Source organism: Enterobacter sp. IF2SW-B1 (genome assembly GCF_001743375.1).
GTDB classification, from domain to species: Bacteria; Pseudomonadota; Gammaproteobacteria; order Enterobacterales; family Enterobacteriaceae; genus Enterobacter; species Enterobacter bugandensis.
Map to the genome: position 1 here is coordinate 286,564 of NZ_MJAA01000005.1, position 20,274 is coordinate 306,837.

Here is a 20,274-nt window from a genome sequence, read left to right on the forward strand (position 1 = left end):
GATAATTGATGATGAAAAAATTCCTTTGCTGCGCCCTGCTGCTCAGCACATCCTGCTCTGTACTCGCCGCGCCGATGTCGGAAAAACAGCTGGCTGACGTGGTAGAACGCAACGTTACGCCCCTGATGAAAGCGCAGGGTATTCCAGGCATGGCGGTGGCCGTGATTTATCAGGGCCAGCCACGCTACTTTACCTTTGGAAAGGCCGATATCGCGGCGAACAAACCCGTCACCCCGCAAACCCTGTTCGAGCTGGGCTCTATAAGTAAAACCTTCACCGGCGTGCTGGGGGGCGATGCTATTGCCCGCGGCGAAATTTCGCTGGGCGATCCGGTAACCAAATATTGGCCTGATCTGACCGGCAAGCAGTGGCAAGGGATTCGCATGCTGGATCTGGCAACCTACACCGCCGGTGGCCTGCCTTTACAGGTGCCCGATGAGGTCACAGATAACGCTTCCCTGCTGCGCTTCTATCAAAACTGGCAGCCTCAGTGGAAGCCGGGCACAACGCGTCTTTACGCCAACTCCAGCATCGGTCTTTTTGGCGCGCTGGCGGTCAAACCTTCCGGCATGAGCTATGAGCAGGCCATGACGACGCGGGTCTTTAAGCCGCTCAAGCTGGATCATACCTGGATTAACGTCCCGAAAGCGGAGGAGACGCATTACGCCTGGGGATATCGTGACGGTAAAGCGGTCCACGTTTCACCGGGCATGCTGGACGCAGAGGCATATGGCGTGAAAACCAACGTGCAGGATATGGCGAGCTGGGTGATGGCCAATATGGCCCCTGACGCACTGCAGGATTCGTCCCTGAAGCAAGGCATTACGCTGGCGCAGTCTCGCTACTGGCGCGTGGGTGCCATGTATCAGGGGTTAGGTTGGGAGATGCTTAACTGGCCGGTCGATGCCAAAACCGTCGTCGGAGGCAGTGATAACAAGGTGGCACTGGCACCGTTGCCTGCGAGAGAAGTGAGTCCACCCGTTCCCCCGGTTAAGGCCTCATGGGTGCACAAAACGGGCTCCACCGGCGGGTTTGGCAGCTACGTGGCCTTTATTCCTGAAAAGCAGCTCGGCATTGTGATGCTGGCGAATAAAAGCTACCCGAACCCGGCGCGAGTTGAGGCGGCATACCGTATCCTCGACGCGCTGCAGTAAAACATTGCCGGGTAGCGCTGCGCTTACCCGGCGAAACACACCGCACAAAAACCACATTTTCCTTGCCGTCATCTACACTTAACAAAAAAACAGTAAGGAAACTCCTATGCGCATTTTGCCTGTTATCGCCGCGGTGACAGCCGCGTTTTTAGTGGTGGCCTGCAGTTCCCCTACCCCACCTCATGGCGTTACCGTCGTCACGCCTTTTGATGCACAACGCTTCCTTGGAACATGGTATGAAATCGCGCGCCTCGACCATCGGTTTGAGCAGGGCTTAGAGAAGGTTACTGCTAATTACAGCCCAATGGATGATGGCGGTATTCAGGTGATCAACCGGGGCTATAATCCCGATCGTGAGATGTGGCAGCAGTCGGTCGGGAAAGCCTATTTCACTGGCGACCCGCGACGGGCCGCGCTCAAAGTCTCTTTCTTCGGCCCGTTTTATGGTGGCTATAACGTGATAGCGCTCGACAGAGAGTACCGTCACGCGCTGGTCTGCGGGCCGGATCGCGACTATCTGTGGATACTTTCCCGCACGCCAACTATTTCGTCAGAAATGAAACAGCAGATGCTGGACGTCGCGACCCGACAGGGGTTTGATGTGTCGAAACTTATTTGGGTAAAACAGCCCCGTTAATGGGTACTGAGCTTCAGCCCAATGATACCGGCAACAATCAGAGCGAGGCTGGCAATGCGCGCCAGGCTCGCTGACTCACCCAGCAGCAGAATGCCGGTAATCGCCGCGCCTACGGCACCGATCCCCGTCCAGACGGCATAGGCCGTTCCCACGGGCAGAGAACGCATTGCCCACGATAGCAGAACAATGCTCACGATCATCGCCGTAACGGTAATAACGCTGGGCGTCAGGCGGGTAAATCCGTGGGTGTACTTGAGACCAATCGCCCATACCACTTCGAGCAGACCAGCAATAAAGAGAATAATCCAGGACATCTCGGGCTCCTTAACTTAAAAACAGTTGGGGCCGTCCCCGATGAAGGAAGCGCTTACGGGTCGTCCCGCAAGGCAGATAACACCCCATATTTTGGTTAGCGTGCGATTTTTTTTCAATCATTTTCTGATGAACGCGTTAAGCCCAGAAATAGCCGCAGTATGGCGCGGAGTTCAGGCATTTATAGCTCATCGGACTTCTCTATGATGATGTGCTTTCTGATGGCAGGAAGCCAAACCACTAGCCGACTGCGAATAAAATATGTTCAAGATTCTTTTGATTGACCGTTGTCACTTCACCCGCACCGGGTTTGAAGCATGGCTCAATCATTCCGGTTTGTTCCCGGGGCACTACGTTGTGACCGGGCTGAACAATCTATTCCTCGCCAGGGAGCACATTCTGCAATGGAAACCTGAGCTGGTCATCGCTGACCTGCATGGTTTCAGGCAGGATATTCACCATTTCCAGCAACTCTCTTCTTTGCTGAATGCCAGCGAAAAATTACCTTTTATTATGCTGCAATCGGGAGAGGACAAGGACCTGGCGACCTGGCTCGGGAACTTCCCGGTCTGGTCTTCGCTAATGAAAAATGCCCCTCTTGAGGAAATCGCGACGGTTATAAATGACGCGTTAATTTCGCGCGCAAGCACGTTCCGCCCGACGGTGGCCGCCCCCTTGCTGACACGACAGGAGGAGAAAGTGTTGACGTTATGGATGGACGGCGCGAGCAACCAAAAGATAGCCGCTCACCTGAGCATTAACGGAAAAACGGTTTATACCTATAAACGCAATATCCGCATGAAGCTGCATATGGATACACGCTTTTCACCGTTTTTATCCCTGCAGGAAGCAGAGAATTGACGGTACGGTGAAACTCACGTGCCGTACCGTCCATGCTTCATTAGTTCTGAGCTTTAGTTGCTGCACCAGAAATCGCGTTACCACCGTCGGAGATATCTTCCCCTACGCCGCGGGTGGTATTACATGCAGTCAACACGGAGGAAAGCACGAGGACAGAAAAGATCGCTGCAATTGTTTTCTTAACCATAATATCTTCCTTTTATAGCCAAAGTTGTTTTGTGTATAGCAACTTAAGAATAGACAAGATCCCGCCGATTGACGGAAAAGGAAGCAATTTTAGGAAAATTAGACGGACTTAGCTGGCTGCGTGAGAAATGATATGACCGAGGTCCTGGATATCTTCCCCCATGCCACGAGCGGTGTTACAGCCGGAAAGCAGTACGCTGGAGAGCGCTAACAGAAGCAGAATTTTAACGGTACGTTTCATCATCCCTGCCTGCAAAAATCAGGCGCAGCGGGCGCTGCGCCTCGAATCATGACGTAAATTACTTCACGCGGGATACGTATTCGCCGGAGCGAGTATCCACTTTGATCATTTCACCGATCTGTACGAACAGCGGTACTTTCACCACAGCGCCGGTGGAGAGCGTTGCTGGCTTGCCGCCAGTACCCGCCGTGTCACCTTTCAGACCTGGATCGGTTTCAACGATTTCCAGCTCAACAAAGTTTGGTGGGGTAACGGCGATAGGCTGGCCGTTCCACAGGGTCACGATGCACTCAGCCTGATCCAGCAGCCACTTCGCGTTATCGCCAATCGCTTTCGCGTCAGCAGACAGCTGCTCGAAGGTTTCGTTGTTCATGAAGTGCCAGAACTCACCGTCGTTGTACAGGTAAGTCAGGTTCATATCGACAACATCAGCGCCTTCAGCGGAGTCAGTAGATTTGAAGGTTTTCTCAACACGGGTGCCGGTCAGCAGGCGGCGCAGCTTAACGCGTGCGAATGCCTGACCTTTACCTGGTTTAACGAATTCGCTGGCTTCAACCGCGTACGGTTCGCCGTCCATCATGATTTTAAGACCAGCACGAAAATCGTTGCTATAGTACGTTGCCATAAGGCCCTCTAAATTTGTTAACTGGTAGCTAAGCCACAAAATGGCGCATATTGTAACCCTAAACACCCCATCCAGAGAAGATTGGTTATCGCAACTTGCCGATGTAATCACCAGTCCTGATGAATTGCTGCGTCTTTTAGACCTCGATCAGCACCCGGAGTTGCTTGCTGGCCGTGAGGCAAAGCGACTTTTCGCCCTGCGTGTTCCCCGCGCGTTTGTTGCGCGCATGGAAAAAGGCAACCCTGACGATCCTTTATTAAAACAAACCCTTACGTCGCAGGATGAGTTTATTACAGCGCCGGGCTACAGCACCGATCCGCTGGAAGAGCAAAACAGCGTGGTGCCGGGTTTACTGCACAAATATCTCAATCGCGCCCTGCTGCTGGTAAAAGGCGGCTGTGCGGTAAATTGTCGTTACTGCTTCCGTCGGCACTTCCCGTATGCCGAAAACCAGGGAAATAAGCGCAACTGGCAGGTTGCGCTGGACTATATCGCCGCCCATCCAGAGCTGGATGAGATTATTTTTTCCGGCGGTGACCCGCTGATGGCAAAAGATCATGAACTGGACTGGCTTTTGACGCAGCTTGAAGCCATCCCGCACATTAAGCGTCTGCGCATTCACAGCCGTTTACCGATCGTCATCCCGGCGCGTATTACCGACGCCCTGGTCACGCGCCTGGAGCAGTCACGTCTACAGGTGCTGCTGGTAAACCATATCAACCACGCGAACGAGATCGACGATGAATTTCGCGCGGCGATGGCGCGTCTGCGTAAGGCGGGCGTGACGCTGCTCAACCAGAGCGTATTGTTGCGCGGTGTAAACGACAGCGCCCGGGTGCTGGCCGATCTCAGCAATGCCTTGTTTGACGCAGGCGTGATGCCCTATTACCTGCACGTACTGGATCGCGTGCAGGGCGCGGCGCATTTCATGGTGACGGATGAGGAAGCCCGACAAATTATGCGCGAGCTGTTAACGCTGGTTTCAGGTTATATGGTGCCGAAGCTGGCACGCGAGATTGGCGGAGAGCCGAGTAAGACGCCGCTGGATTTGCAACTGCGGCAGCGCTAAAAGGCAAGTGGCGCTACGCTTACCTGCCCTACGAGGTGGGGCGCAGCGCCATCAGCAAGTAAACTCAGTTCGGGCACTTATAGACCTGGCCGCTCATCTGGCTGGCCGTTGGCACGAAGCTGGAAAGCATTCCTTGCGTCGGGCTGCTCACGCCGTAAATCACGTTCCCCCCCATTGCAGCAGCCTGGTTACGCAAGGCATTCGCCGCGCCGCGCATAGAGCCGCCTTCTTCACCGTGCTGACCCGACATCCAGTTACTTTGTTCACCGGTGGCTGTGCCTAACAGCTGGCATTCGCTGCCTGGCTTATCTTCCACAAAGCGAACGCCCTGGCCCGCTGCCGACAGTTCATTGCTGGAGCTACAACCCGCCAGCAGCAACGCTGCTCCTACGATCCCTGCACAGACTTTTACGCGCATGTTATTCCTCGTTTTCAATAAGCTGGACAGTAATTGTCCGTGTGTAAATCTTATACCTAAAAGATGACTAAAAGAAAAATCCCCGCGCATTTCTGCGAGCCGGATTCCGTACATCACTCCTCCGACATCTTAAATGAATTCTGATAATGCCCTTTGGGATATCGTGTTTTAGCCCTCGATCGTTTTTAGTGTTGCGACGTACAACTTTTGTACGCGATTAAAACAGGGGGTTTCATGAGTGCATCATCCTCAGGAGAGGAAAAGGTAACATGGGTGGGCTATCTGGCGTTTGTGCTCACCATCGTATTTTTCTCAGGCTTTTTCGCCAAAAGTACCGAATGGTGGCGCGTGCTGGATTTTACCGTCCTAAACGGCAGCTTCGGTCCGGTGAACGGCGCGCTCACGTTTCGCGGTGAGGGCGGCACGGGGGCGAAAGACGGTTTCTTGTTTGCCCTTGAACTGGCGCCTTCGGTCATTTTATCGCTCGGGATCATTGCCGTCACCGAGGGGCTGGGCGGGCTGCGTGCCGCGCAACAGCTGATGACGCCCATTTTGCGCCCACTGCTTGGCGTACCGGGCGTCTGCTCTCTGGCCCTCATCGCCAACCTGCAAAATACCGATGCCGCAGCAGGGATGACCAAAGAGTTGACCGACGAAGGGGCTATTACCGATCGCGAGCGCGCCATTTTCGCCACCTTCCAGACCAGCGGTAGCGCCATCATTACCAACTATTTTTCTTCCGGCGCCGCACTCTTCACGTTTATTACCGTCCCGGTAATCACGCCGCTGGCCGTCATACTGATGTTTAAATTTGTTGGCGCGAACCTCCTGCGTCTGTGGATCGCTCACATGGAAGATCGTCGTATTCAGGAGGAAAAAAATGATCGCCCAGCCGCGTAAAAATATCATGGACATGTTTATCGATGGCGCCCGCCGAGGATTTACCATCGCCACCACCAGCCTGCTGCCGAACGTGGTTATGGCGTTTGTCATCATTCAGGCGCTCAAGGTGACCGGCCTGCTGGATATCGTTGGTAATATTTGCGAGCCGATTATGGCCCTGTGGGGGCTTCCGGGCGCGGCGGCAACGGTCCTGCTGGCCTCGGTGATGAGTATGGGGGGTGGCGTGGGGGTTTGCGCCAGCCTGGTGGCTGCCGGCACGCTCAACGGCCACGATGCCACCGTTCTGCTGCCCGCCATCTATCTGATGGGCAATCCGGTGCAAAACACCGGCCGCTGCCTGGGCACCGCAGGCGTTAACCCGAAGTATTATCCACACATCATTACCGTCTGCGTCATTAACGCCCTGCTCTCAATGTGGGTAATGCAGCTACTCTTCTGAGGAGATAAAAATGGATTTTTCAGTGCTGGAACCCCATCTTTTCCGCAATGTGCACCTTTACGCGCCGGAGGATCAGGGACGTTGCGATCTGCTGATCGCCGGGGGAAAAATCATCGCGATTGAAAAAACGGATCGCGCAGCAATGCGGCTTAACTGTCCTGAAACCGATCTCGCCGGGGCGGTGGTTTGCCCGGGCTTTATCGATCAGCACGTACACCTGATCGGCGGCGGCGGTGAAGCCGGTCCGCACACCCGGACGCCGGAGGTACGGTTGTCCGCGCTGGTGGCGGCGGGCATCACCTCCGTAGTTGGCCTGCTGGGTACCGACGGCGTGACCCGCCATCCCGAATCTCTGCTGGCAAAAACGCGGGCGCTTGAGCATGAAGGGATCAGCGCGTGGATGCTGACAGGCGCATACGGGCTGCCTTCTCCGACGATTACCGGCAGCATCGAAAAGGATGTGGCGCTGATTGATAAAATCATCGGCGTGAAATGCGCGATTTCCGACCATCGCTCTTCCGCACCAGCGGATGACCAGCTCGCGAATATGGCCGCCCAGTCGCGCGTCGGCGGGTTGCTGGGCGCTAAAGCGGGCATATCCGTGTTTCACCTCGGCAACAGCCCGAAGCTGCTGGAGCCGCTGCTTAACATCCTGAAAAACGCCGACGTGCCCCGCACGAAGCTGCTGCCAACCCACGTTAACCGCGACCAGGCGCTGTTCCTCGCCGCGCTGGATTATGCCCGCGATGGGGGCTATATCGACATCACCACCAGCATCAGTGAGCCCATTGATGCCGCCACCGCCATCGCGACGGCCCGTGAAGCGCAGGTGCCGTTTAACCGGCTTACGCTCAGCTCGGACGGTAACGGCAGCCAACCGAATTTTGACGCGAACGGTAATCTGGTGGGCATTGGTGTAGCCGGGTTCGAATCTCTGCCTCAGACGCTGCAGCAACTGGTCAGCCGGTATCACCTGCCGCTGGAGGAGGCGCTTCTGCCGTTTACGCGTAACGTAGCGGAGTTTCTCGGGCTGGAGCATAAGGGGCGGCTCGCGCCCGGATGCGATGCCGATTTCCTGGTGCTGACGGATGACCTGAAGATCCGCGAGGTCTGGGCGAAAGGCCGCCAGATGGTGCGCGAAGGCGCAGCATGCGTGAAGGGAACATTTGAGTAGCGGCAATAAAAAACCCCGGACATTTCTGCCCGGGGTTCGTTCTGAGAGGTTCAGAACAACATGATTACATCATGCCGCCCATTCCACCCATGCCGCCCATACCAGCAGCACCTAAGTCAGGCGCGTCGCCTTTTGGCAGGTCGGTTACCATGCACTCGGTCGTGATCATCAGGCCAGCTACAGATGCCGCGTACTGCAGAGCAGAACGGGTCACTTTAGTTGGATCCAGGATACCGAAGTCGATCATGTTGCCGTATTCTTCAGTTGCCGCGTTGTAACCGTAGTTACCTTCACCCGCTTTCACGTTGTTCGCAACCACAGACGGCTCTTCACCGGCGTTGGACACGATCTGACGCAGAGGAGCTTCCATTGCGCGCAGCGCAACTTTGATACCCACGTTCTGGTCTTCGTTCTGAGCGGTCAGGCCAGCCAGCTTAGCGGCTACACGCACCAGCGCGACACCACCACCAGCAACTACGCCTTCTTCTACCGCAGCACGGGTCGCGTGCAGGGCATCGTCAACGCGTGCTTTCTTCTCTTTCATTTCAACTTCGGTCGCCGCACCAACTTTGATTACCGCAACGCCGCCAGCCAGTTTCGCTACGCGCTCCTGCAGTTTTTCACGGTCGTAATCGGAAGTGGCTTCTTCGATCTGCTTACGGATCTGACCAACACGGCCCTGAATAGCGGCTTCTTCACCCACACCGTCGATGATGGTGGTGGTGTCTTTGTTGATCACAACGCGTTTCGCCTGGCCCAGGTCTTCCAGGGTCGCTTTTTCCAGCTCCATACCGATCTCTTCGGAGATCACGGTACCACCGGTCAGGGTTGCGATATCCTGCAGCATTGCTTTACGGCGATCGCCGAAGCCAGGTGCTTTAACCGCAGCCACTTTCACGATGCCACGCATGGTGTTAACCACCAGGGTCGCCAGCGCTTCGCCTTCAACATCTTCAGCGATGATAACCAGCGGCTTGCCTGCTTTCGCAACGGCTTCCAGCACTGGCAGCATTTCGCGGATGTTGGAGATTTTCTTGTCAGCCAGCAGGATGAACGGGCTTTCCAGCTCAACAGCGCCAGTTTCTGGCTTGTTGATGAAGTATGGGGACAGGTAACCGCGGTCGAACTGCATACCTTCAACCACGTCCAGTTCGTCTTCCAGACCGGTACCGTCTTCAACGGTGATCACGCCTTCTTTACCGACTTTATCCATCGCTTCAGCGATCAGTTTACCTACGGTTTCGTCGGAGTTAGCGGAGATAGTACCAACCTGAGCAATGGCTTTAGAGTCAGAGCACGGTACGGACAGCGCTTTCAGTTCTTCAACAGCGGATGCGACAGCTTTGTCGATACCACGTTTCAGATCCATTGGGTTCATGCCCGCAGCAACGGCTTTCAGGCCTTCAGTGATGATAGCCTGCGCCAGTACGGTCGCGGTGGTGGTACCGTCGCCTGCAGCGTCGTTCGCTTTAGAGGCAACTTCTTTCACCATCTGCGCGCCCATGTTTTCGAACTTGTCTTCCAGCTCGATTTCACGTGCAACGGAAACACCATCTTTGGTGATGGTTGGCGCGCCGAAGGATTTATCCAGCACTACGTTACGGCCTTTCGGGCCCAGGGTCACTTTAACTGCATCTGCCAGTACGTTTACGCCGCGGAGCATTTTTACACGAGCGTCGTTACCGAATTTTACGTCTTTAGCTGCCATGTTCTTATTTCCTCAAATTCTCGTGCGTAAATTACGCTTCAACAATTGCCAGAATGTCGCTCTCGGACATGATCAACACTTCTTCATTGTCGATCTTCTCGGATTTCACGCCGTAGCCATCGTTGAAAATTACGATGTCACCAACTTTAACGTCCAGCGGCTGCACAGTTCCGTTTTCCAGGATGCGGCCCTTACCGACAGCGATGATTTCGCCACGCGTTGATTTGGCTGCTGCAGAACCGGTCAGAACGATGCCGCCAGCAGACTTGGTTTCAACTTCTTTACGTTTGACGATCACACGATCATGTAACGGACGAATACTCATTGATAGCTCTCCTTTGAGAAAGTCATTATCAGTTATGGATGACGCCGGCCCGCATGCGGTTTTCCGACTAGTGCCCTGAGAGATGGGGATAGCTTTTTACCCCTTCAAGGGGGAATCGAAAAAAAATTTGCGAAAGTGTTACCATCCACTCTCTTTTGATGGTGGCAGGGCAAGGTAAATGAGTGGACTCAGGCAGGAGCTGGGGCTGGCGCAGGGCGTTGGCCTGCTTTCAACTTCCTTGTTAGGTACCGGCGTGTTTGCCGTACCGGCACTGGCGGCGCTGGTCGCCGGAAATAACAGTCTTTGGGCATGGCCGGTGCTGATCCTGCTGGTGTTCCCGGTGGCGATTGTGTTTGCCATACTCGGGCGGCACTTCCCCAGCGCGGGCGGCGTAGCGCATTTTGTCGGCATGGCGTTTGGTCCGCGCATGGAGCGTGTGACCGGCTGGCTGTTTTTGTCGGTAATACCCGTTGGCCTTCCGGCAGCCCTGCATATCGCCACCGGCTTTGGACAGGCGCTGTTTGGCTGGCACGACGAACAACTGCTGCTGGCTGAGCTGGGTACGCTGGCGATCGTCTGGTGGGTGGGCTCGCGCGGAGCCAGTTCAAGCGCGAATCTGCAAACGCTGGTTGCAGTGTTGATCGTCGTGCTGATCGTCGCCATCTGGTTTGCGGGTAACATTACCGTAGCAGATATCCCCTTCCCTGCGATAAACGATATCGACCATTCACAGCTTTTCGCTGCGTTATCCGTCATGTTCTGGTGTTTTGTTGGCCTTGAAGCGTTCGCTCACCTGGCATCCGAGTTTAAACAGCCCGAGCGTGATTTTCCCCGCGCTCTGATGATTGGCTTACTGCTGGCGGGCACCGTATATTGGGCCTGTACCGTGCTGGTGCTGCACTTCAACGCGTTCGGCGAAGATAAAGCCGCCGCCGCATCGCTACCGGGTATCGTGGTTAAACTTTTCGGCGTGAAGGCGCTATGGGTGGCCTGTGTGATTGGCTATCTCGCCTGCTTTGCCAGCCTCAACATTTATATCCAGAGCTTCGCCCGTCTGGTGTGGTCACAGGCGCGCTACAAACCTGAGAGCCGCCTCGCGCGGTTGTCTAAACGTCAACTCCCTATGAATGCGCTGAATGCCGTGCTCGGCTGCTGCGTCCTGAGCTCGCTGGGTATTTATCTTCTCGACATCAACCTCGATGCTCTAATTATCTACGCCAACGGTATTTTCATCATGATCTACCTGCTGTGCATGCTGGCGGGCTGTCGTCTGCTGAAAGGTCGCTATAAAGCCCTGGCGGTCGTCGGGGGCGTGCTGTGCCTGCTGTTGCTGGCGATGGTGGGATGGAAGAGTGCGTACGCCATCGTCATGCTGGCGGGGCTGTGGGCGTTTTTACCGAAGCGGAAAAATCCGTAGGCCCGGTAAGCGAAGCCACCGGGCAAAAAAATTATCGATCGTCTTTATGGTCTAAACGGTCGCGCTGTTCATCCTTGCGCTGATACTCCCCTTCGAAGGTATCGCCTGGCCCTGTGCTGAACCCGCCGCCCGGCATGCGCCTGAAGCGCAGGTGCGGCAGCAGCTTCATGGTCAGGTGCTTCTGCACCGGCGGCAACAGCAACAGCAGGCCGAGGAAGTCGGTGAAGAACCCCGGCAGGATCAGCAGCAGGCCAGCAATAATCAGCGACACGCTTTTGATCATCTCTTCTGCCGGGCTTTCGCCTGCGGCCATCTTCTGCTGCATTATCAGGAAATTTTTGAAACCCTGATTACGCACCAGCGACATGCCGATGACGGAGGTGAAGATCACCAGAATCAGCGTCAGCAGGACGCCCAGCACGTGAGCTACCTGAATGAAAATAGAAATCTCAATGTAAACATAGAGAAAGAAAGCAATAAACGGTATCCAGCGCACTGGCATCTCCTGTGTGGCAGGTGCCATCTGGCCCCTGTCTGAATGTGTTCGCGTCACGCGTCTGTAAGAGATGGAGACGGTTAGCCAAAATTCAATCGGTTTGCACGGATATTTTTTTCGGAAATATTAAAGCGGTGACACATTTCACAGATTAATAATTATCATGGAATCGGGTCGATAATAAGTGATCCAGCTTACGGCAATTCGCTATCATCAGCATATGATCTCGAACATCTGGCCGATTGAGGGAATAATCGTCGGTCAGAAAATATTCAAAACCACATATATGTTGTGTGTTTAGTACAATCCATCGGCAGCTTGAAAAGAAGGTTCACATGTTAAACAACATTCGTATCGAAGAAGACTTGTTGGGTACCAGGGAAGTTCCAGCGGATGCCTACTATGGTGTTCACACTCTGAGAGCGATTGAAAACTTCTACATCAGCAACAGCAAAATCAGCGATATCCCTGAGTTTGTCCGTGGCATGGTGATGGTGAAGAAAGCCGCAGCGCTGGCGAACAAAGAGCTGCAAACCATTCCTAAAAGCGCGGCAAATGCGATTATCGCTGCCTGCGATGAAGTGCTGAACAACGGCAAATGCATGGACCAGTTCCCGGTTGACGTCTATCAGGGCGGCGCGGGTACCTCCGTCAACATGAATACCAACGAAGTACTGGCAAACATCGGCCTTGAGCTGATGGGCCACCAGAAAGGTGAATACCAGTACCTCAACCCGAACGACCACGTTAACAAATGCCAGTCCACCAACGACGCCTACCCAACCGGCTTCCGTATCGCGGTGTATGCCTCCGTGGTCAAACTGGTCGACGCGATCAACCAGCTGGGCGATGGCTTCCAGCGTAAGGCCGTTGAGTTCCAGGACATTCTGAAAATGGGCCGTACCCAGCTGCAGGACGCGGTGCCAATGACGCTGGGTCAGGAATTCCACGCGTTTAACGTGCTGCTGAACGAAGAGACCAAAAACCTGCTGCGCACCTCCGAGCTGCTGCTGGAAGTGAACCTGGGCGCCACCGCCATCGGTACGCGTCTGAACACCCCGGATGGCTATCAGCAGCTGGCGGTTCAGAAGCTGGCGGAAGTGTCTAACCTGCCGGTGGTGCCTGCGGAAGACCTGATTGAAGCCACATCCGACTGCGGCGCGTACGTAATGGTACACAGCGCCCTGAAACGTCTGGCGGTGAAACTGTCCAAAATCTGTAATGACCTGCGCCTGCTCTCCTCCGGCCCGCGCGCTGGCCTGAACGAAATCAACCTGCCAGAGTTGCAGGCGGGTTCTTCCATTATGCCAGCCAAAGTTAACCCGGTAGTGCCAGAAGTGGTGAACCAGGTTTGCTTCAAAGTCATCGGTAACGACACCACCGTGACCATGGCCTCCGAAGCCGGTCAGCTGCAGCTGAACGTGATGGAGCCGGTGATTGGCCAGGCGATGTTTGAATCCATTCACATCCTGACTAACGCCTGCTACAACCTGCTGGAAAAATGCATTAACGGCATCACCGCGAATAAAGAAGTCTGTGAAGGCTATGTTTATAACTCCATCGGGATCGTTACTTACCTCAACCCGTTCATCGGCCACCACAACGGTGACATCGTTGGTAAGATTTGCGCCGAAACCGGTAAGAGCGTGCGTGAAGTCGTGCTGGAGCGTGGACTGTTGACCGAAGCCGAGCTGGACGATATCTTCTCGGCCCAGAACCTGATGCATCCGGCATATAAAGCGAAACGATATACCGATGAAAGCGAACAGTAACAGTTCAGGCTAGGCTTCCGAAAGGCACGTCACTTGTGACGTGCCTTTTTTCTTTTTAGGCGTTACCTAAATACAACAATTCAATATCAACTTGTTAATAAGCAAGGCAGGTCTTTATGTTTGGAGCAGAACTCGTCATCGTCCTGTTGGCGATTTATTTGGGCGCGCGGCTCGGGGGTATCGGCATTGGTTTTGCCGGCGGTCTCGGGGTGCTCGTACTTACCCTTATCTTTCAGATTAAACCCGGCGCAATCCCTTTTGACGTTATCGAAATCATCATGGCGGTTATTGCCGCTATTGCGGCCATGCAGGTGGCGGGCGGTATGGACTACCTGGTGAGCCTGGCGGAGCGCATGCTGCGCCGCCATCCGAAATACATCACCTTCCTTGCCCCGCTGGTGACCTGGTTTATGACCATTCTCGCGGGAACCGGCCACACGGCGTTCTCCACGCTGCCGGTGATCACCGAGGTGGCAAAAGAACAGGGGATCCGCCCGTCTCGTCCGCTTTCTATTGCCGTGGTGGCGTCGCAGATTGCGATCACCGCGTCGCCAATCTCAGCCGCCGTAGTCTTCTTCGCGGGTATCCTTGAGCCGATGGGCGTGAGCTACCTGACGCTGCTGGCGATCTGTATTCCAGTCACGCTGATTGCGGTGATGATTACCGCAGTGCTGTGTAACTTCCTGGGTGCCGAGCTGAAAGACGATCCGGTTTACCAGGAGCGTCTGGCAAAAGGTGAAGTGAGCCTGCGCGGTAGCCAGGTCTTCGAGCTGAAGCCGCACGCGAAACGCTCCGTGCTGCTGTTCCTGATCGGTATCGTCGCCGTGATGTTCTACGCGACCGCCATCAGCGACACCGTGGGGCTGATCCAGAACCCGGTGCTGCCGCGTAACGAAGCGATTGTGGTATTCATGCTGACCATCGCCACGCTGATTAGCATCACCTGTAAAATCGACACCAGCGAAGTGCTGAACGCCAGCACCTTCAAATCCGGTATGAGCGCCTGCGTGTGCGTACTGGGCGTGGCGTGGCTCGGTGACACCTTCGTGAAAGCACACATCAGCGATATCCAGACCGTTGCCGGCGACCTGCTTCACAACTACCCGTGGCTGTTGGCGGTGGTACTGTTCTTTGCCGCGACGCTGCTTTACTCTCAGGCTGCCACCACCAAAGCGCTGATGCCTGCGGCACTGATGCTGGGCGTGACGCCGCTGACGGCGATTGCCTCTTTTGCAGCAGTTTCTGCGTTGTTCGTTCTGCCAACCTACCCAACCCTGCTGGCCGCGGTTGAGATGGACGATACCGGCTCAACCCGCATCGGTAAGTACGTGTTTAACCACGCGTTCCTGATCCCGGGCGTGGTGGCGATTACGCTTTGCGTCGTCCTCGGCTTTATCATTGGCGGCATTGTGCTGTAAACGGTTAGCCGTTGTAAAAATAGTTAAAATCGGGCCGCTCTGCGGCCCGTTTCATTAATGACCAATCGCATGGCGTGATATAGTGAAGACTTTCGTGATGAGGAGGTCGACTTGTGAACACGCCTGATGCTGTTGTCGTACTTTGTACCGCCCCTGATGAAGCCTCTGCCCAGGATCTCGCCGCCAAAGCGCTGGCCGAAAAACTGGCAGCCTGCGTCACGCTGCTCCCCGGCGCGACCTCCCTTTATTACTGGGAAGGCAAGCTGGAGCAGGAGTATGAAGTCCAGATGTTGCTCAAAACCAATCTGGCGAATCAGCAGGCGCTCCTTGACTGCCTCAAGTCTCATCATCCTTATCAAACCCCGGAGCTGCTGGTGCTGCCAGTGGTCCACGGCGATAACGACTATCTCTCATGGCTCAACGCTTCTTTACGCTGATCCTGCTGCTGTGCAGCACGTCAGTATTTGCCGGGTTGTTTGACGCGCCCGGCCGTTCGAACTTTATTCCCGCCGACCAGGCGTTCATTTTCGACTTTCAGCAAAACCAGCACGATCTCAATCTGACCTGGCAGGTGAAAGAGGGTTACTACCTCTACCGCAAGCAGGTCAGCATCACGCCGGCAAAGGCTAACGTTGGCGCATTGCAGATGCCCGCTGGCGAATGGCATGAGGACGAGTTCTACGGTAAAAGTGAAATTTATCGCCAGCGCTTAAGCGTGCCCGTCACGGTGAATCAGGCGGATAAAGATGCCACGCTGACGGTTACGTATCAGGGCTGTGCCGACGCGGGCTTCTGCTACCCCCCTGAAACGAAGGTCGTTCCGCTTACTGAAGTTAAAGCGGCTGCCTCCCCTCTCCCCTCAGGCGAGAGGGACAGGGTGAGGGATGAAGGCGAAGCCAAAGCTGCTTCCGATCTGCCGTTCTCAGCACTTTGGGCCTTACTGATTGGTATCGGCATTGCCTTTACCCCTTGTGTCCTGCCGATGTACCCGCTTATCTCCGGGATTGTTCTGGGCGGCAAACAGCGTCTTTCTACCGCCCGGGCGCTGCTCCTGGCCTTTATTTATGTGCAGGGCATGGCGCTCACCTATACCGCGCTCGGCCTCGTGGTCGCCGCGGCCGGACTGCAGTTCCAGGCAGCGCTTCAGCACCCTTACGTGCTAATCGGCCTGTCAGCCGTATTTATTCTGCTTGCGCTGTCGATGTTTGGCCTGTTCACGCTTCAGCTGCCCTCTTCGCTGCAAACCCGCTTAACGCTGATGAGCAATCGCCAGCAGGGTGGCTCTGCGGGCGGCGTGTTTGCAATGGGCGCCATCGCCGGGTTGATTTGTTCCCCCTGCACTACAGCACCGCTGAGCGCTATCCTGCTGTACATCGCCCAGAGCGGCAACCTGTGGCTCGGCGGCGGCACGCTGTACCTCTACGCGCTCGGCATGGGCCTACCGCTGATCCTGGTGACGGTGTTTGGCAATCGTCTGCTGCCGAAGAGCGGCCCGTGGATGGAGACGGTGAAAACCGCGTTCGGTTTTGTCATCCTGGCGCTCCCGGTGTTCCTGCTGGAGCGCATCATGGGTGACGCGTGGGGTTTGCGCCTGTGGGCCATGCTCGGCGTGGCGTTCTTCTCCTGGGCGTTTATCGTCAGCCTGGGGGCAAAAAAAGCGTGGATGCGTCTGGTGCAAATTCTCCTGCTCGCCGCCGCGTTGGTGAGCGTGCGCCCGCTTCAGGATTGGGCGTTCGGCTCGCCTGTGGGCCAGACGCAGGCACATTTAAACTTTATACACGTTAAGAACGTCGATGAGCTCAACAGCGCGCTGGCGCAGGCAAAAGGCAAACCGGTGATGCTCGACCTCTATGCCGACTGGTGTGTTGCCTGCAAAGAGTTTGAAAAATACACCTTTAGCGATCCTCAGGTGCAAAATGCCCTGAAAGAGACGGTACTCCTTCAGGCAAACGTCACAGCCAACAATACGCAGGATAAGGCCCTGCTTAAACACCTTACCGTACTCGGGCTGCCAACCATTCTGTTCTTCAATGAGCAGGGGGAAGAGCTGCCAGAACAGCGTGTAACCGGGTTTATGGACGCACCGGCATTCAGCGCGCATTTGCGCAATCGCCAACCGTAAACAACACTTTAGACGGGACATACCGTTGGGAATAGCGGAGGAGATAACCGTGCAACGCGAAGACGTACTGGGACAAGCCCTGCAACTACTTGAGATTCAAGGGATCGCCAGCACCACGCTTGAGATGGTAGCCGACCGTATCGATTACCCTCTGGATGAGCTTAAGCGCTTCTGGCCGGATAAAGAGGCGCTGCTTTATGATGCCCTACGCTATCTTAGCCAGCAGGTGGATATCTGGCGCAGGCAGCTAATGTTGAATGAAGAGCTGACCGCTGAGCAAAAACTGTTAGCGCGCTACACCGCCCTGACAGAGTGCGTCAGCAACAATCGTTATCCAGGCTGCCTGTTTATTGCTGCCTGTACGTTTTATCCCGATCCTGGCCATCCAATACACCAGCTGGCGGATCAGCAAAAACGTGCGGCGCATGACTTCACCCACGAACTGCTGACAACGCTTGAAGTGGATGACCCGGCAATGGTCGCTAAGCAGATGGAGCTCGTACTGGAGGGTTGTCTGAGCCGCATGCTGGTGAACCGTAGCCAGGCCGATGTGGATACGGCGCACCGCCTGGCGGAAGACATTCTGCGCTTTGCCCAGTGTCGTATGGGCGGGGCGTTAACCTAGACCAGCATGCCCGCCCAGGCGGAGACGAGCAAACATAGCGCCATCAGGCGCTGAAACCGCACCATCGCCACGGTGGTGCGAAACACCCGGTTTACCGCCTTCCCCAGCCACGCCCAGCACATCAGGCACATCACAGAAATCAGTAAGAACCATAGCGCCATCAGTGCAATATCTCTTAACGGATGAATGCTCGCGGGAGCAAAAAGACTCACTACTGCCAGCGCCATCATCCACGTTTTCGGATTCACCATCTGCAGCAGCGCTGCGGCTTGCGCGGTGAAGCGATGAGGCGTCTTCTCAGAAAGATTCGCCGCAGGCGCCCGATACAGTTGCCAGCTCATCCAGGTTAGCCACAGCACGCCCGCCCAACTCATTGCCTGGCGTATCAGAGGAAACTGACGCAGCACCTCCCCGGCGCCGGCACCCGATATCAGCACAATCAGACTCGCCGTAATACATCCCCCCATAATGGCGGGAATGGTGTTTTTCACGCCAAAGTGCTGGCTGTTAGTGAGAACGAGGATATTCGTCGGGCCGGGCGTTATCGACGCGACAAAGGCAAACAGCAGATAAGGCATCAGACTCACAGATGGCTCCTTTTTTGTTAGAGCCATTACTGTGCCGCTATTTTCTGGAAACGTCTGGAAGGTTTGTGCACAACCGGCGGTAGTGGGCAGGGGAAATGCGGTATGCACGCTGGAACCAGCGTCCCAGATGGCTTTGGTCGGCAAAACCGAGCGCTGTAGCCACATTAACAGGCTGTTCGCCGTGCGCCAGCAGCTGTCGCGCCTTTGCCAGACGCAGCTGAATAAGCCAGGCGTGCGGTGCCAGGTTGAACTCGCGCTTAAAACAGCGCGTCAGCGTAAAGCGATCCGTGCCCGTCTCGCGCGCAAGGTCTGACAACCCCACGTTCTCGCCGATATGCGCATAAAGATAGTCGCGTGCGCGGTGCGCCACGGCAGCGCTCTGTAGCTGCGACGGGAGTTTCTTACGCCAGTGGCAATGGGAGGTGATCTGAGAGAGCAGCTTATCCATTGTGCTCTGCTGAACAATTTTCATCTCATCGCTATGCAACGCGTTAAACGTCTCGCCGATAGAACGGACCAGCTGAGGTTCTCGCGTTAGCGTTTGAGCAAAGTGAAGCGAGTAGCGATCCGGCGTGGCTTCATATAATCCACGGAGGGTACGCGTCAGCCACTGCTCGTCAAGATAGAAGGTGAGATAGGTAAAGCCTCCTTCCACAGGCGCGTCGCCGTCGTGAATTTCACCCGGCTCCAGTAAGAACGCATCACCAGGATGGCTGCGGTGGCGTTCGCGACGACAGTGAAACTGCTGGGTGCCTGAAAGGGTAATCCCGACCAGATAACTATCGTGCCAGTGGGGATCGAAGGCATGGCCTTCGAAGTGCGCTTTAATCGTTTCAATGCCGGTATCCGCATGCTGACGGAGCTCAAGCCAGTCGTTTGCCATACTGCCCTCCTGTTGTCATCAGCATTGCCGCACGGCCCGGTATTGTCTGGAAGATTTGTGCATTTTCACGGTGAAAACGTACAGATTGCCGCAAACTTAAGCAGTTGAACAGCTTTTCCTGAAATAATGTTGACGATAAGACGCGATTGCGGTTTAATGCGCTCCGTTGCCCGGATAGCTCAGTCGGTAGAGCAGGGGATTGAAAATCCCCGTGTCCTTGGTTCGATTCCGAGTCCGGGCACCACTATTTAAAGAACCCAGCCTATGGCTGGGTTTTTGCTTTTCTGCGTTCATCAAAACCTTACCTTATTTATACCCCTGTATCTCTTCCCGGTAAGATCGTGCGGTTAGCATTTCCCGGTGGCGCTGCGCTTACCGGGCCTGCAAAACCTGTAGGCCGGATAAGGCGAAGCCGCCACCCGGTATTTTCCGGCGCACAAAGCAAAAAACCCCGCACCTTACGGTACGGGGTTCTTCTTAATTGATGCCTGGCAGTTCCCTACTCTCACATGGGGAGACCCCACACTACCATCGGCGCTACGGCGTTTCACTTCTGAGTTCGGCATGGGGTCAGGTGGGACCACCGCGCTAAAGCCGCCAGGCAAATTCTGTTAATCTGTATCAGGCTGAAAATCGTCTCTCACCGCCAAAACAGCTTCGGCGTTGTAAGGTTAAGCCTCACGGTTCATTAGTACCGGTTAGCTCAACGCATCGCTGCGCTTACACACCCGGCCTATCAACGTCGTCGTCTTCAACGTTCCTTCAGGAGACTTAAAGTCTCAGGGAGAACTCATCTCGGGGCAAGTTTCGTGCTTAGATGCTTTCAGCACTTATCTCTTCCGCATTTAGCTACCGGGCAGTGCCATTGGCATGACAACCCGAACACCAGTGATGCGTCCACT

General features: G+C 55.3%; 23 protein-coding genes, 1 tRNA gene and 2 rRNA genes. 14 read left to right on the forward strand and 12 right to left on the reverse strand.

Annotated elements, in window-relative coordinates; translation table 11 throughout:
- Positions 1-8: 8 nt before the first annotated feature.
- Positions 9-1,154, forward strand: coding sequence for an ACT family cephalosporin-hydrolyzing class C beta-lactamase (blaACT, locus tag A6013_RS13090; protein WP_083264127.1), 1,146 nt, complete (start codon positions 9-11; stop codon positions 1,152-1,154).
- Between the two features lie 106 nt (positions 1,155-1,260).
- Positions 1,261-1,791 carry a lipocalin family protein gene (locus A6013_RS13095; RefSeq protein WP_069733206.1) on the forward strand — a complete coding sequence of 177 codons (531 nt, stop codon included), beginning with the start codon at positions 1,261-1,263 and terminating at the stop codon, positions 1,789-1,791.
- Here A6013_RS13095 and sugE read toward each other — a convergent pair.
- Entirely contained in the window at positions 1,788-2,105 is a 318-nt protein-coding gene (gene sugE, locus A6013_RS13100; RefSeq protein ID WP_006178944.1) for a quaternary ammonium compound efflux SMR transporter SugE, read from the reverse strand. The two genes, A6013_RS13095 and sugE, sit on opposite strands and share 4 nt — an antisense overlap.
- Positions 2,106-2,364: 259 nt before the next feature.
- Here sugE and A6013_RS13105 point away from each other — a divergent pair, with 259 nt between their 5' ends.
- Positions 2,365-2,964 (forward strand): LuxR C-terminal-related transcriptional regulator, encoded by a 600-nt coding sequence (locus A6013_RS13105; protein WP_069733207.1) that lies wholly within the window; start codon positions 2,365-2,367, stop codon positions 2,962-2,964.
- Between the two features lie 40 nt (positions 2,965-3,004).
- On the opposite strand, the gene ecnB is transcribed toward A6013_RS13105, so the two are convergent.
- The 3 genes from ecnB to efp all read right to left on the reverse strand — a co-directional run bounded on the left by ecnB (position 3,005) and on the right by efp (position 4,016).
- Positions 3,005-3,151, reverse strand: coding sequence for a lipoprotein toxin entericidin B (ecnB, locus tag A6013_RS13110; protein ID WP_003855942.1), 147 nt, complete (start codon positions 3,149-3,151; stop codon positions 3,005-3,007).
- 108 nt (positions 3,152-3,259) lie between these two features.
- Positions 3,260-3,391 (reverse strand): entericidin A/B family lipoprotein, encoded by a 132-nt coding sequence (locus tag A6013_RS13115; protein ID WP_028015234.1) that lies wholly within the window; start codon positions 3,389-3,391, stop codon positions 3,260-3,262.
- A 58-nt stretch (positions 3,392-3,449) separates the two neighbouring features.
- The gene (efp, locus tag A6013_RS13120; RefSeq protein ID WP_069733208.1) at positions 3,450-4,016 is read right to left on the reverse strand and encodes an elongation factor P; all 567 of its coding nucleotides are present in this window, start codon (positions 4,014-4,016) and stop codon (positions 3,450-3,452) included.
- 40 nt (positions 4,017-4,056) lie between these two features.
- On the opposite strand from efp, the gene epmB reads away from it, so the two are divergent.
- Positions 4,057-5,085, forward strand: coding sequence for an EF-P beta-lysylation protein EpmB (gene epmB / locus A6013_RS13125; RefSeq protein WP_028015233.1), 1,029 nt, complete (start codon positions 4,057-4,059; stop codon positions 5,083-5,085).
- Positions 5,086-5,149: 64 nt separating this feature from the next.
- On the opposite strand, the gene A6013_RS13130 is transcribed toward epmB, so the two are convergent.
- On the reverse strand, positions 5,150-5,503 hold the full coding sequence (locus A6013_RS13130; protein WP_014882205.1) for a DUF4156 domain-containing protein: 354 nt from the start codon (positions 5,501-5,503) through the stop codon (positions 5,150-5,152).
- 234 nt (positions 5,504-5,737) lie between these two features.
- On the opposite strand from A6013_RS13130, the gene A6013_RS13135 reads away from it, so the two are divergent.
- Genes A6013_RS13135 through iadA form a run of 3 tightly spaced genes read left to right on the forward strand, consistent with a single transcriptional unit; the run spans position 5,738 to position 8,019 of the window.
- Positions 5,738-6,403 carry a nucleoside recognition domain-containing protein gene (locus A6013_RS13135; protein WP_045261285.1) on the forward strand — a complete coding sequence of 222 codons (666 nt, stop codon included), beginning with the start codon at positions 5,738-5,740 and terminating at the stop codon, positions 6,401-6,403.
- Positions 6,384-6,845, forward strand: coding sequence for a YjiG family protein (locus tag A6013_RS13140; protein ID WP_028015231.1), 462 nt, complete (start codon positions 6,384-6,386; stop codon positions 6,843-6,845). Before A6013_RS13135 ends, A6013_RS13140 begins: the two co-directional genes overlap by 20 nt.
- 10 nt (positions 6,846-6,855) lie before the next feature.
- On the forward strand, positions 6,856-8,019 hold the full coding sequence (gene iadA, locus A6013_RS13145; RefSeq protein ID WP_069733209.1) for a beta-aspartyl-peptidase: 1,164 nt from the start codon (positions 6,856-6,858) through the stop codon (positions 8,017-8,019).
- A gap of 64 nt (positions 8,020-8,083) precedes the next feature.
- Here iadA and groL read toward each other — a convergent pair whose 3' ends face one another.
- Both groL and A6013_RS13155 read right to left on the reverse strand, forming a co-directional pair.
- Positions 8,084-9,727 (reverse strand): chaperonin GroEL, encoded by a 1,644-nt coding sequence (gene groL, locus A6013_RS13150; RefSeq protein WP_023310114.1) that lies wholly within the window; start codon positions 9,725-9,727, stop codon positions 8,084-8,086.
- A 31-nt stretch (positions 9,728-9,758) separates the two neighbouring features.
- Entirely contained in the window at positions 9,759-10,052 is a 294-nt protein-coding gene (locus A6013_RS13155) for a co-chaperone GroES (RefSeq protein ID WP_003855929.1), read from the reverse strand.
- A gap of 178 nt (positions 10,053-10,230) precedes the next feature.
- Between A6013_RS13155 and yjeH the strand changes: the two genes are divergently transcribed.
- Positions 10,231-11,469, forward strand: coding sequence for an L-methionine/branched-chain amino acid transporter (gene yjeH / locus A6013_RS13160; RefSeq protein ID WP_069733210.1), 1,239 nt, complete (start codon positions 10,231-10,233; stop codon positions 11,467-11,469).
- 31 nt (positions 11,470-11,500) lie between these two features.
- Here yjeH and A6013_RS13165 read toward each other — a convergent pair whose 3' ends face one another.
- A complete protein-coding gene (locus A6013_RS13165) occupies positions 11,501-11,965 on the reverse strand; it encodes an FxsA family protein (protein WP_049138514.1) in 465 nt (154 codons plus the stop codon).
- Between the two features lie 335 nt (positions 11,966-12,300).
- Here A6013_RS13165 and aspA point away from each other — a divergent pair, with 335 nt between their 5' ends.
- The 5 genes from aspA to A6013_RS13190 all read left to right on the forward strand — a co-directional run bounded on the left by aspA (position 12,301) and on the right by A6013_RS13190 (position 17,902).
- Positions 12,301-13,737, forward strand: a complete 1,437-nt coding sequence (gene aspA / locus A6013_RS13170) for an aspartate ammonia-lyase (RefSeq protein WP_003855923.1) — start codon at positions 12,301-12,303, stop codon at positions 13,735-13,737.
- A gap of 116 nt (positions 13,738-13,853) precedes the next feature.
- Positions 13,854-15,155: an anaerobic C4-dicarboxylate transporter gene (locus A6013_RS13175; protein ID WP_008502949.1), complete on the forward strand. Its 1,302-nt coding sequence runs from the start codon at positions 13,854-13,856 to the stop codon at positions 15,153-15,155.
- A 113-nt stretch (positions 15,156-15,268) separates the two neighbouring features.
- Positions 15,269-15,592, forward strand: coding sequence for a divalent cation tolerance protein CutA (gene cutA, locus A6013_RS13180; RefSeq protein ID WP_028015227.1), 324 nt, complete (start codon positions 15,269-15,271; stop codon positions 15,590-15,592).
- Positions 15,568-17,277: a protein-disulfide reductase DsbD gene (locus A6013_RS13185; RefSeq protein WP_069733211.1), complete on the forward strand. Its 1,710-nt coding sequence runs from the start codon at positions 15,568-15,570 to the stop codon at positions 17,275-17,277. Before cutA ends, A6013_RS13185 begins: the two co-directional genes overlap by 25 nt.
- Before the next feature lie 49 nt (positions 17,278-17,326).
- Complete coding sequence (locus A6013_RS13190) at positions 17,327-17,902, forward strand: transcriptional regulator (protein WP_028015225.1); 576 nt, start codon at positions 17,327-17,329, stop codon at positions 17,900-17,902.
- Here the strand turns inward: A6013_RS13190 and A6013_RS13195 are convergent.
- The gene (locus A6013_RS13195; RefSeq protein WP_048999812.1) at positions 17,899-18,489 is read right to left on the reverse strand and encodes a LysE family translocator; all 591 of its coding nucleotides are present in this window, start codon (positions 18,487-18,489) and stop codon (positions 17,899-17,901) included. The two genes, A6013_RS13190 and A6013_RS13195, sit on opposite strands and share 4 nt — an antisense overlap.
- 37 nt (positions 18,490-18,526) lie before the next feature.
- On the reverse strand, positions 18,527-19,372 hold the full coding sequence (locus tag A6013_RS13200) for an AraC family transcriptional regulator (protein ID WP_041911503.1): 846 nt from the start codon (positions 19,370-19,372) through the stop codon (positions 18,527-18,529).
- A gap of 168 nt (positions 19,373-19,540) precedes the next feature.
- Here A6013_RS13200 and A6013_RS13205 point away from each other — a divergent pair.
- Positions 19,541-19,616 (forward strand) — tRNA-Phe (locus A6013_RS13205).
- Positions 19,617-19,858: 242 nt separating this feature from the next.
- Here the strand turns inward: A6013_RS13205 and rrf are convergent.
- Positions 19,859-19,974: ribosomal RNA gene (gene rrf, locus A6013_RS13210) — 5S ribosomal RNA — on the reverse strand.
- A gap of 65 nt (positions 19,975-20,039) precedes the next feature.
- A 23S ribosomal RNA gene (locus tag A6013_RS13215) occupies positions 20,040-20,274 on the reverse strand; the annotation flags it as partial.

What these genes read in the sequence shown, in the direction of transcription:
- A6013_RS13185 (WP_069733211.1), top strand. Translation starts at nt 15,568, where the DNA reads ATGGCTCAACGCTTCTTTACGCTGATCCTGCTGCTGTGCAGCACGTCA.
- A6013_RS13175 (WP_008502949.1), top strand. Translation starts at nt 13,854, where the DNA reads ATGTTTGGAGCAGAACTCGTCATCGTCCTGTTGGCGATTTATTTGGGC.
- ecnB (WP_003855942.1), bottom strand. Translation starts at nt 3,151, where the DNA reads ATGGTTAAGAAAACAATTGCAGCGATCTTTTCTGTCCTCGTGCTTTCC.
- efp (WP_069733208.1), bottom strand. Translation starts at nt 4,016, where the DNA reads ATGGCAACGTACTATAGCAACGATTTTCGTGCTGGTCTTAAAATCATG.
- sugE (WP_006178944.1), bottom strand. Translation starts at nt 2,105, where the DNA reads ATGTCCTGGATTATTCTCTTTATTGCTGGTCTGCTCGAAGTGGTATGG.
- groL (WP_023310114.1), bottom strand. Translation starts at nt 9,727, where the DNA reads ATGGCAGCTAAAGACGTAAAATTCGGTAACGACGCTCGTGTAAAAATG.
- A6013_RS13135 (WP_045261285.1), top strand. Translation starts at nt 5,738, where the DNA reads ATGAGTGCATCATCCTCAGGAGAGGAAAAGGTAACATGGGTGGGCTAT.
- A6013_RS13140 (WP_028015231.1), top strand. Translation starts at nt 6,384, where the DNA reads ATGATCGCCCAGCCGCGTAAAAATATCATGGACATGTTTATCGATGGC.
- yjeH (WP_069733210.1), top strand. Translation starts at nt 10,231, where the DNA reads ATGAGTGGACTCAGGCAGGAGCTGGGGCTGGCGCAGGGCGTTGGCCTG.
- blaACT (WP_083264127.1), top strand. Translation starts at nt 9, where the DNA reads ATGATGAAAAAATTCCTTTGCTGCGCCCTGCTGCTCAGCACATCCTGC.
- A6013_RS13130 (WP_014882205.1), bottom strand. Translation starts at nt 5,503, where the DNA reads ATGCGCGTAAAAGTCTGTGCAGGGATCGTAGGAGCAGCGTTGCTGCTG.
- A6013_RS13115 (WP_028015234.1), bottom strand. Translation starts at nt 3,391, where the DNA reads ATGAAACGTACCGTTAAAATTCTGCTTCTGTTAGCGCTCTCCAGCGTA.
- A6013_RS13095 (WP_069733206.1), top strand. Translation starts at nt 1,261, where the DNA reads ATGCGCATTTTGCCTGTTATCGCCGCGGTGACAGCCGCGTTTTTAGTG.
- epmB (WP_028015233.1), top strand. Translation starts at nt 4,057, where the DNA reads ATGGCGCATATTGTAACCCTAAACACCCCATCCAGAGAAGATTGGTTA.
- A6013_RS13155 (WP_003855929.1), bottom strand. Translation starts at nt 10,052, where the DNA reads ATGAGTATTCGTCCGTTACATGATCGTGTGATCGTCAAACGTAAAGAA.
- A6013_RS13200 (WP_041911503.1), bottom strand. Translation starts at nt 19,372, where the DNA reads ATGGCAAACGACTGGCTTGAGCTCCGTCAGCATGCGGATACCGGCATT.
- aspA (WP_003855923.1), top strand. Translation starts at nt 12,301, where the DNA reads ATGTTAAACAACATTCGTATCGAAGAAGACTTGTTGGGTACCAGGGAA.
- A6013_RS13105 (WP_069733207.1), top strand. Translation starts at nt 2,365, where the DNA reads ATGTTCAAGATTCTTTTGATTGACCGTTGTCACTTCACCCGCACCGGG.
- iadA (WP_069733209.1), top strand. Translation starts at nt 6,856, where the DNA reads ATGGATTTTTCAGTGCTGGAACCCCATCTTTTCCGCAATGTGCACCTT.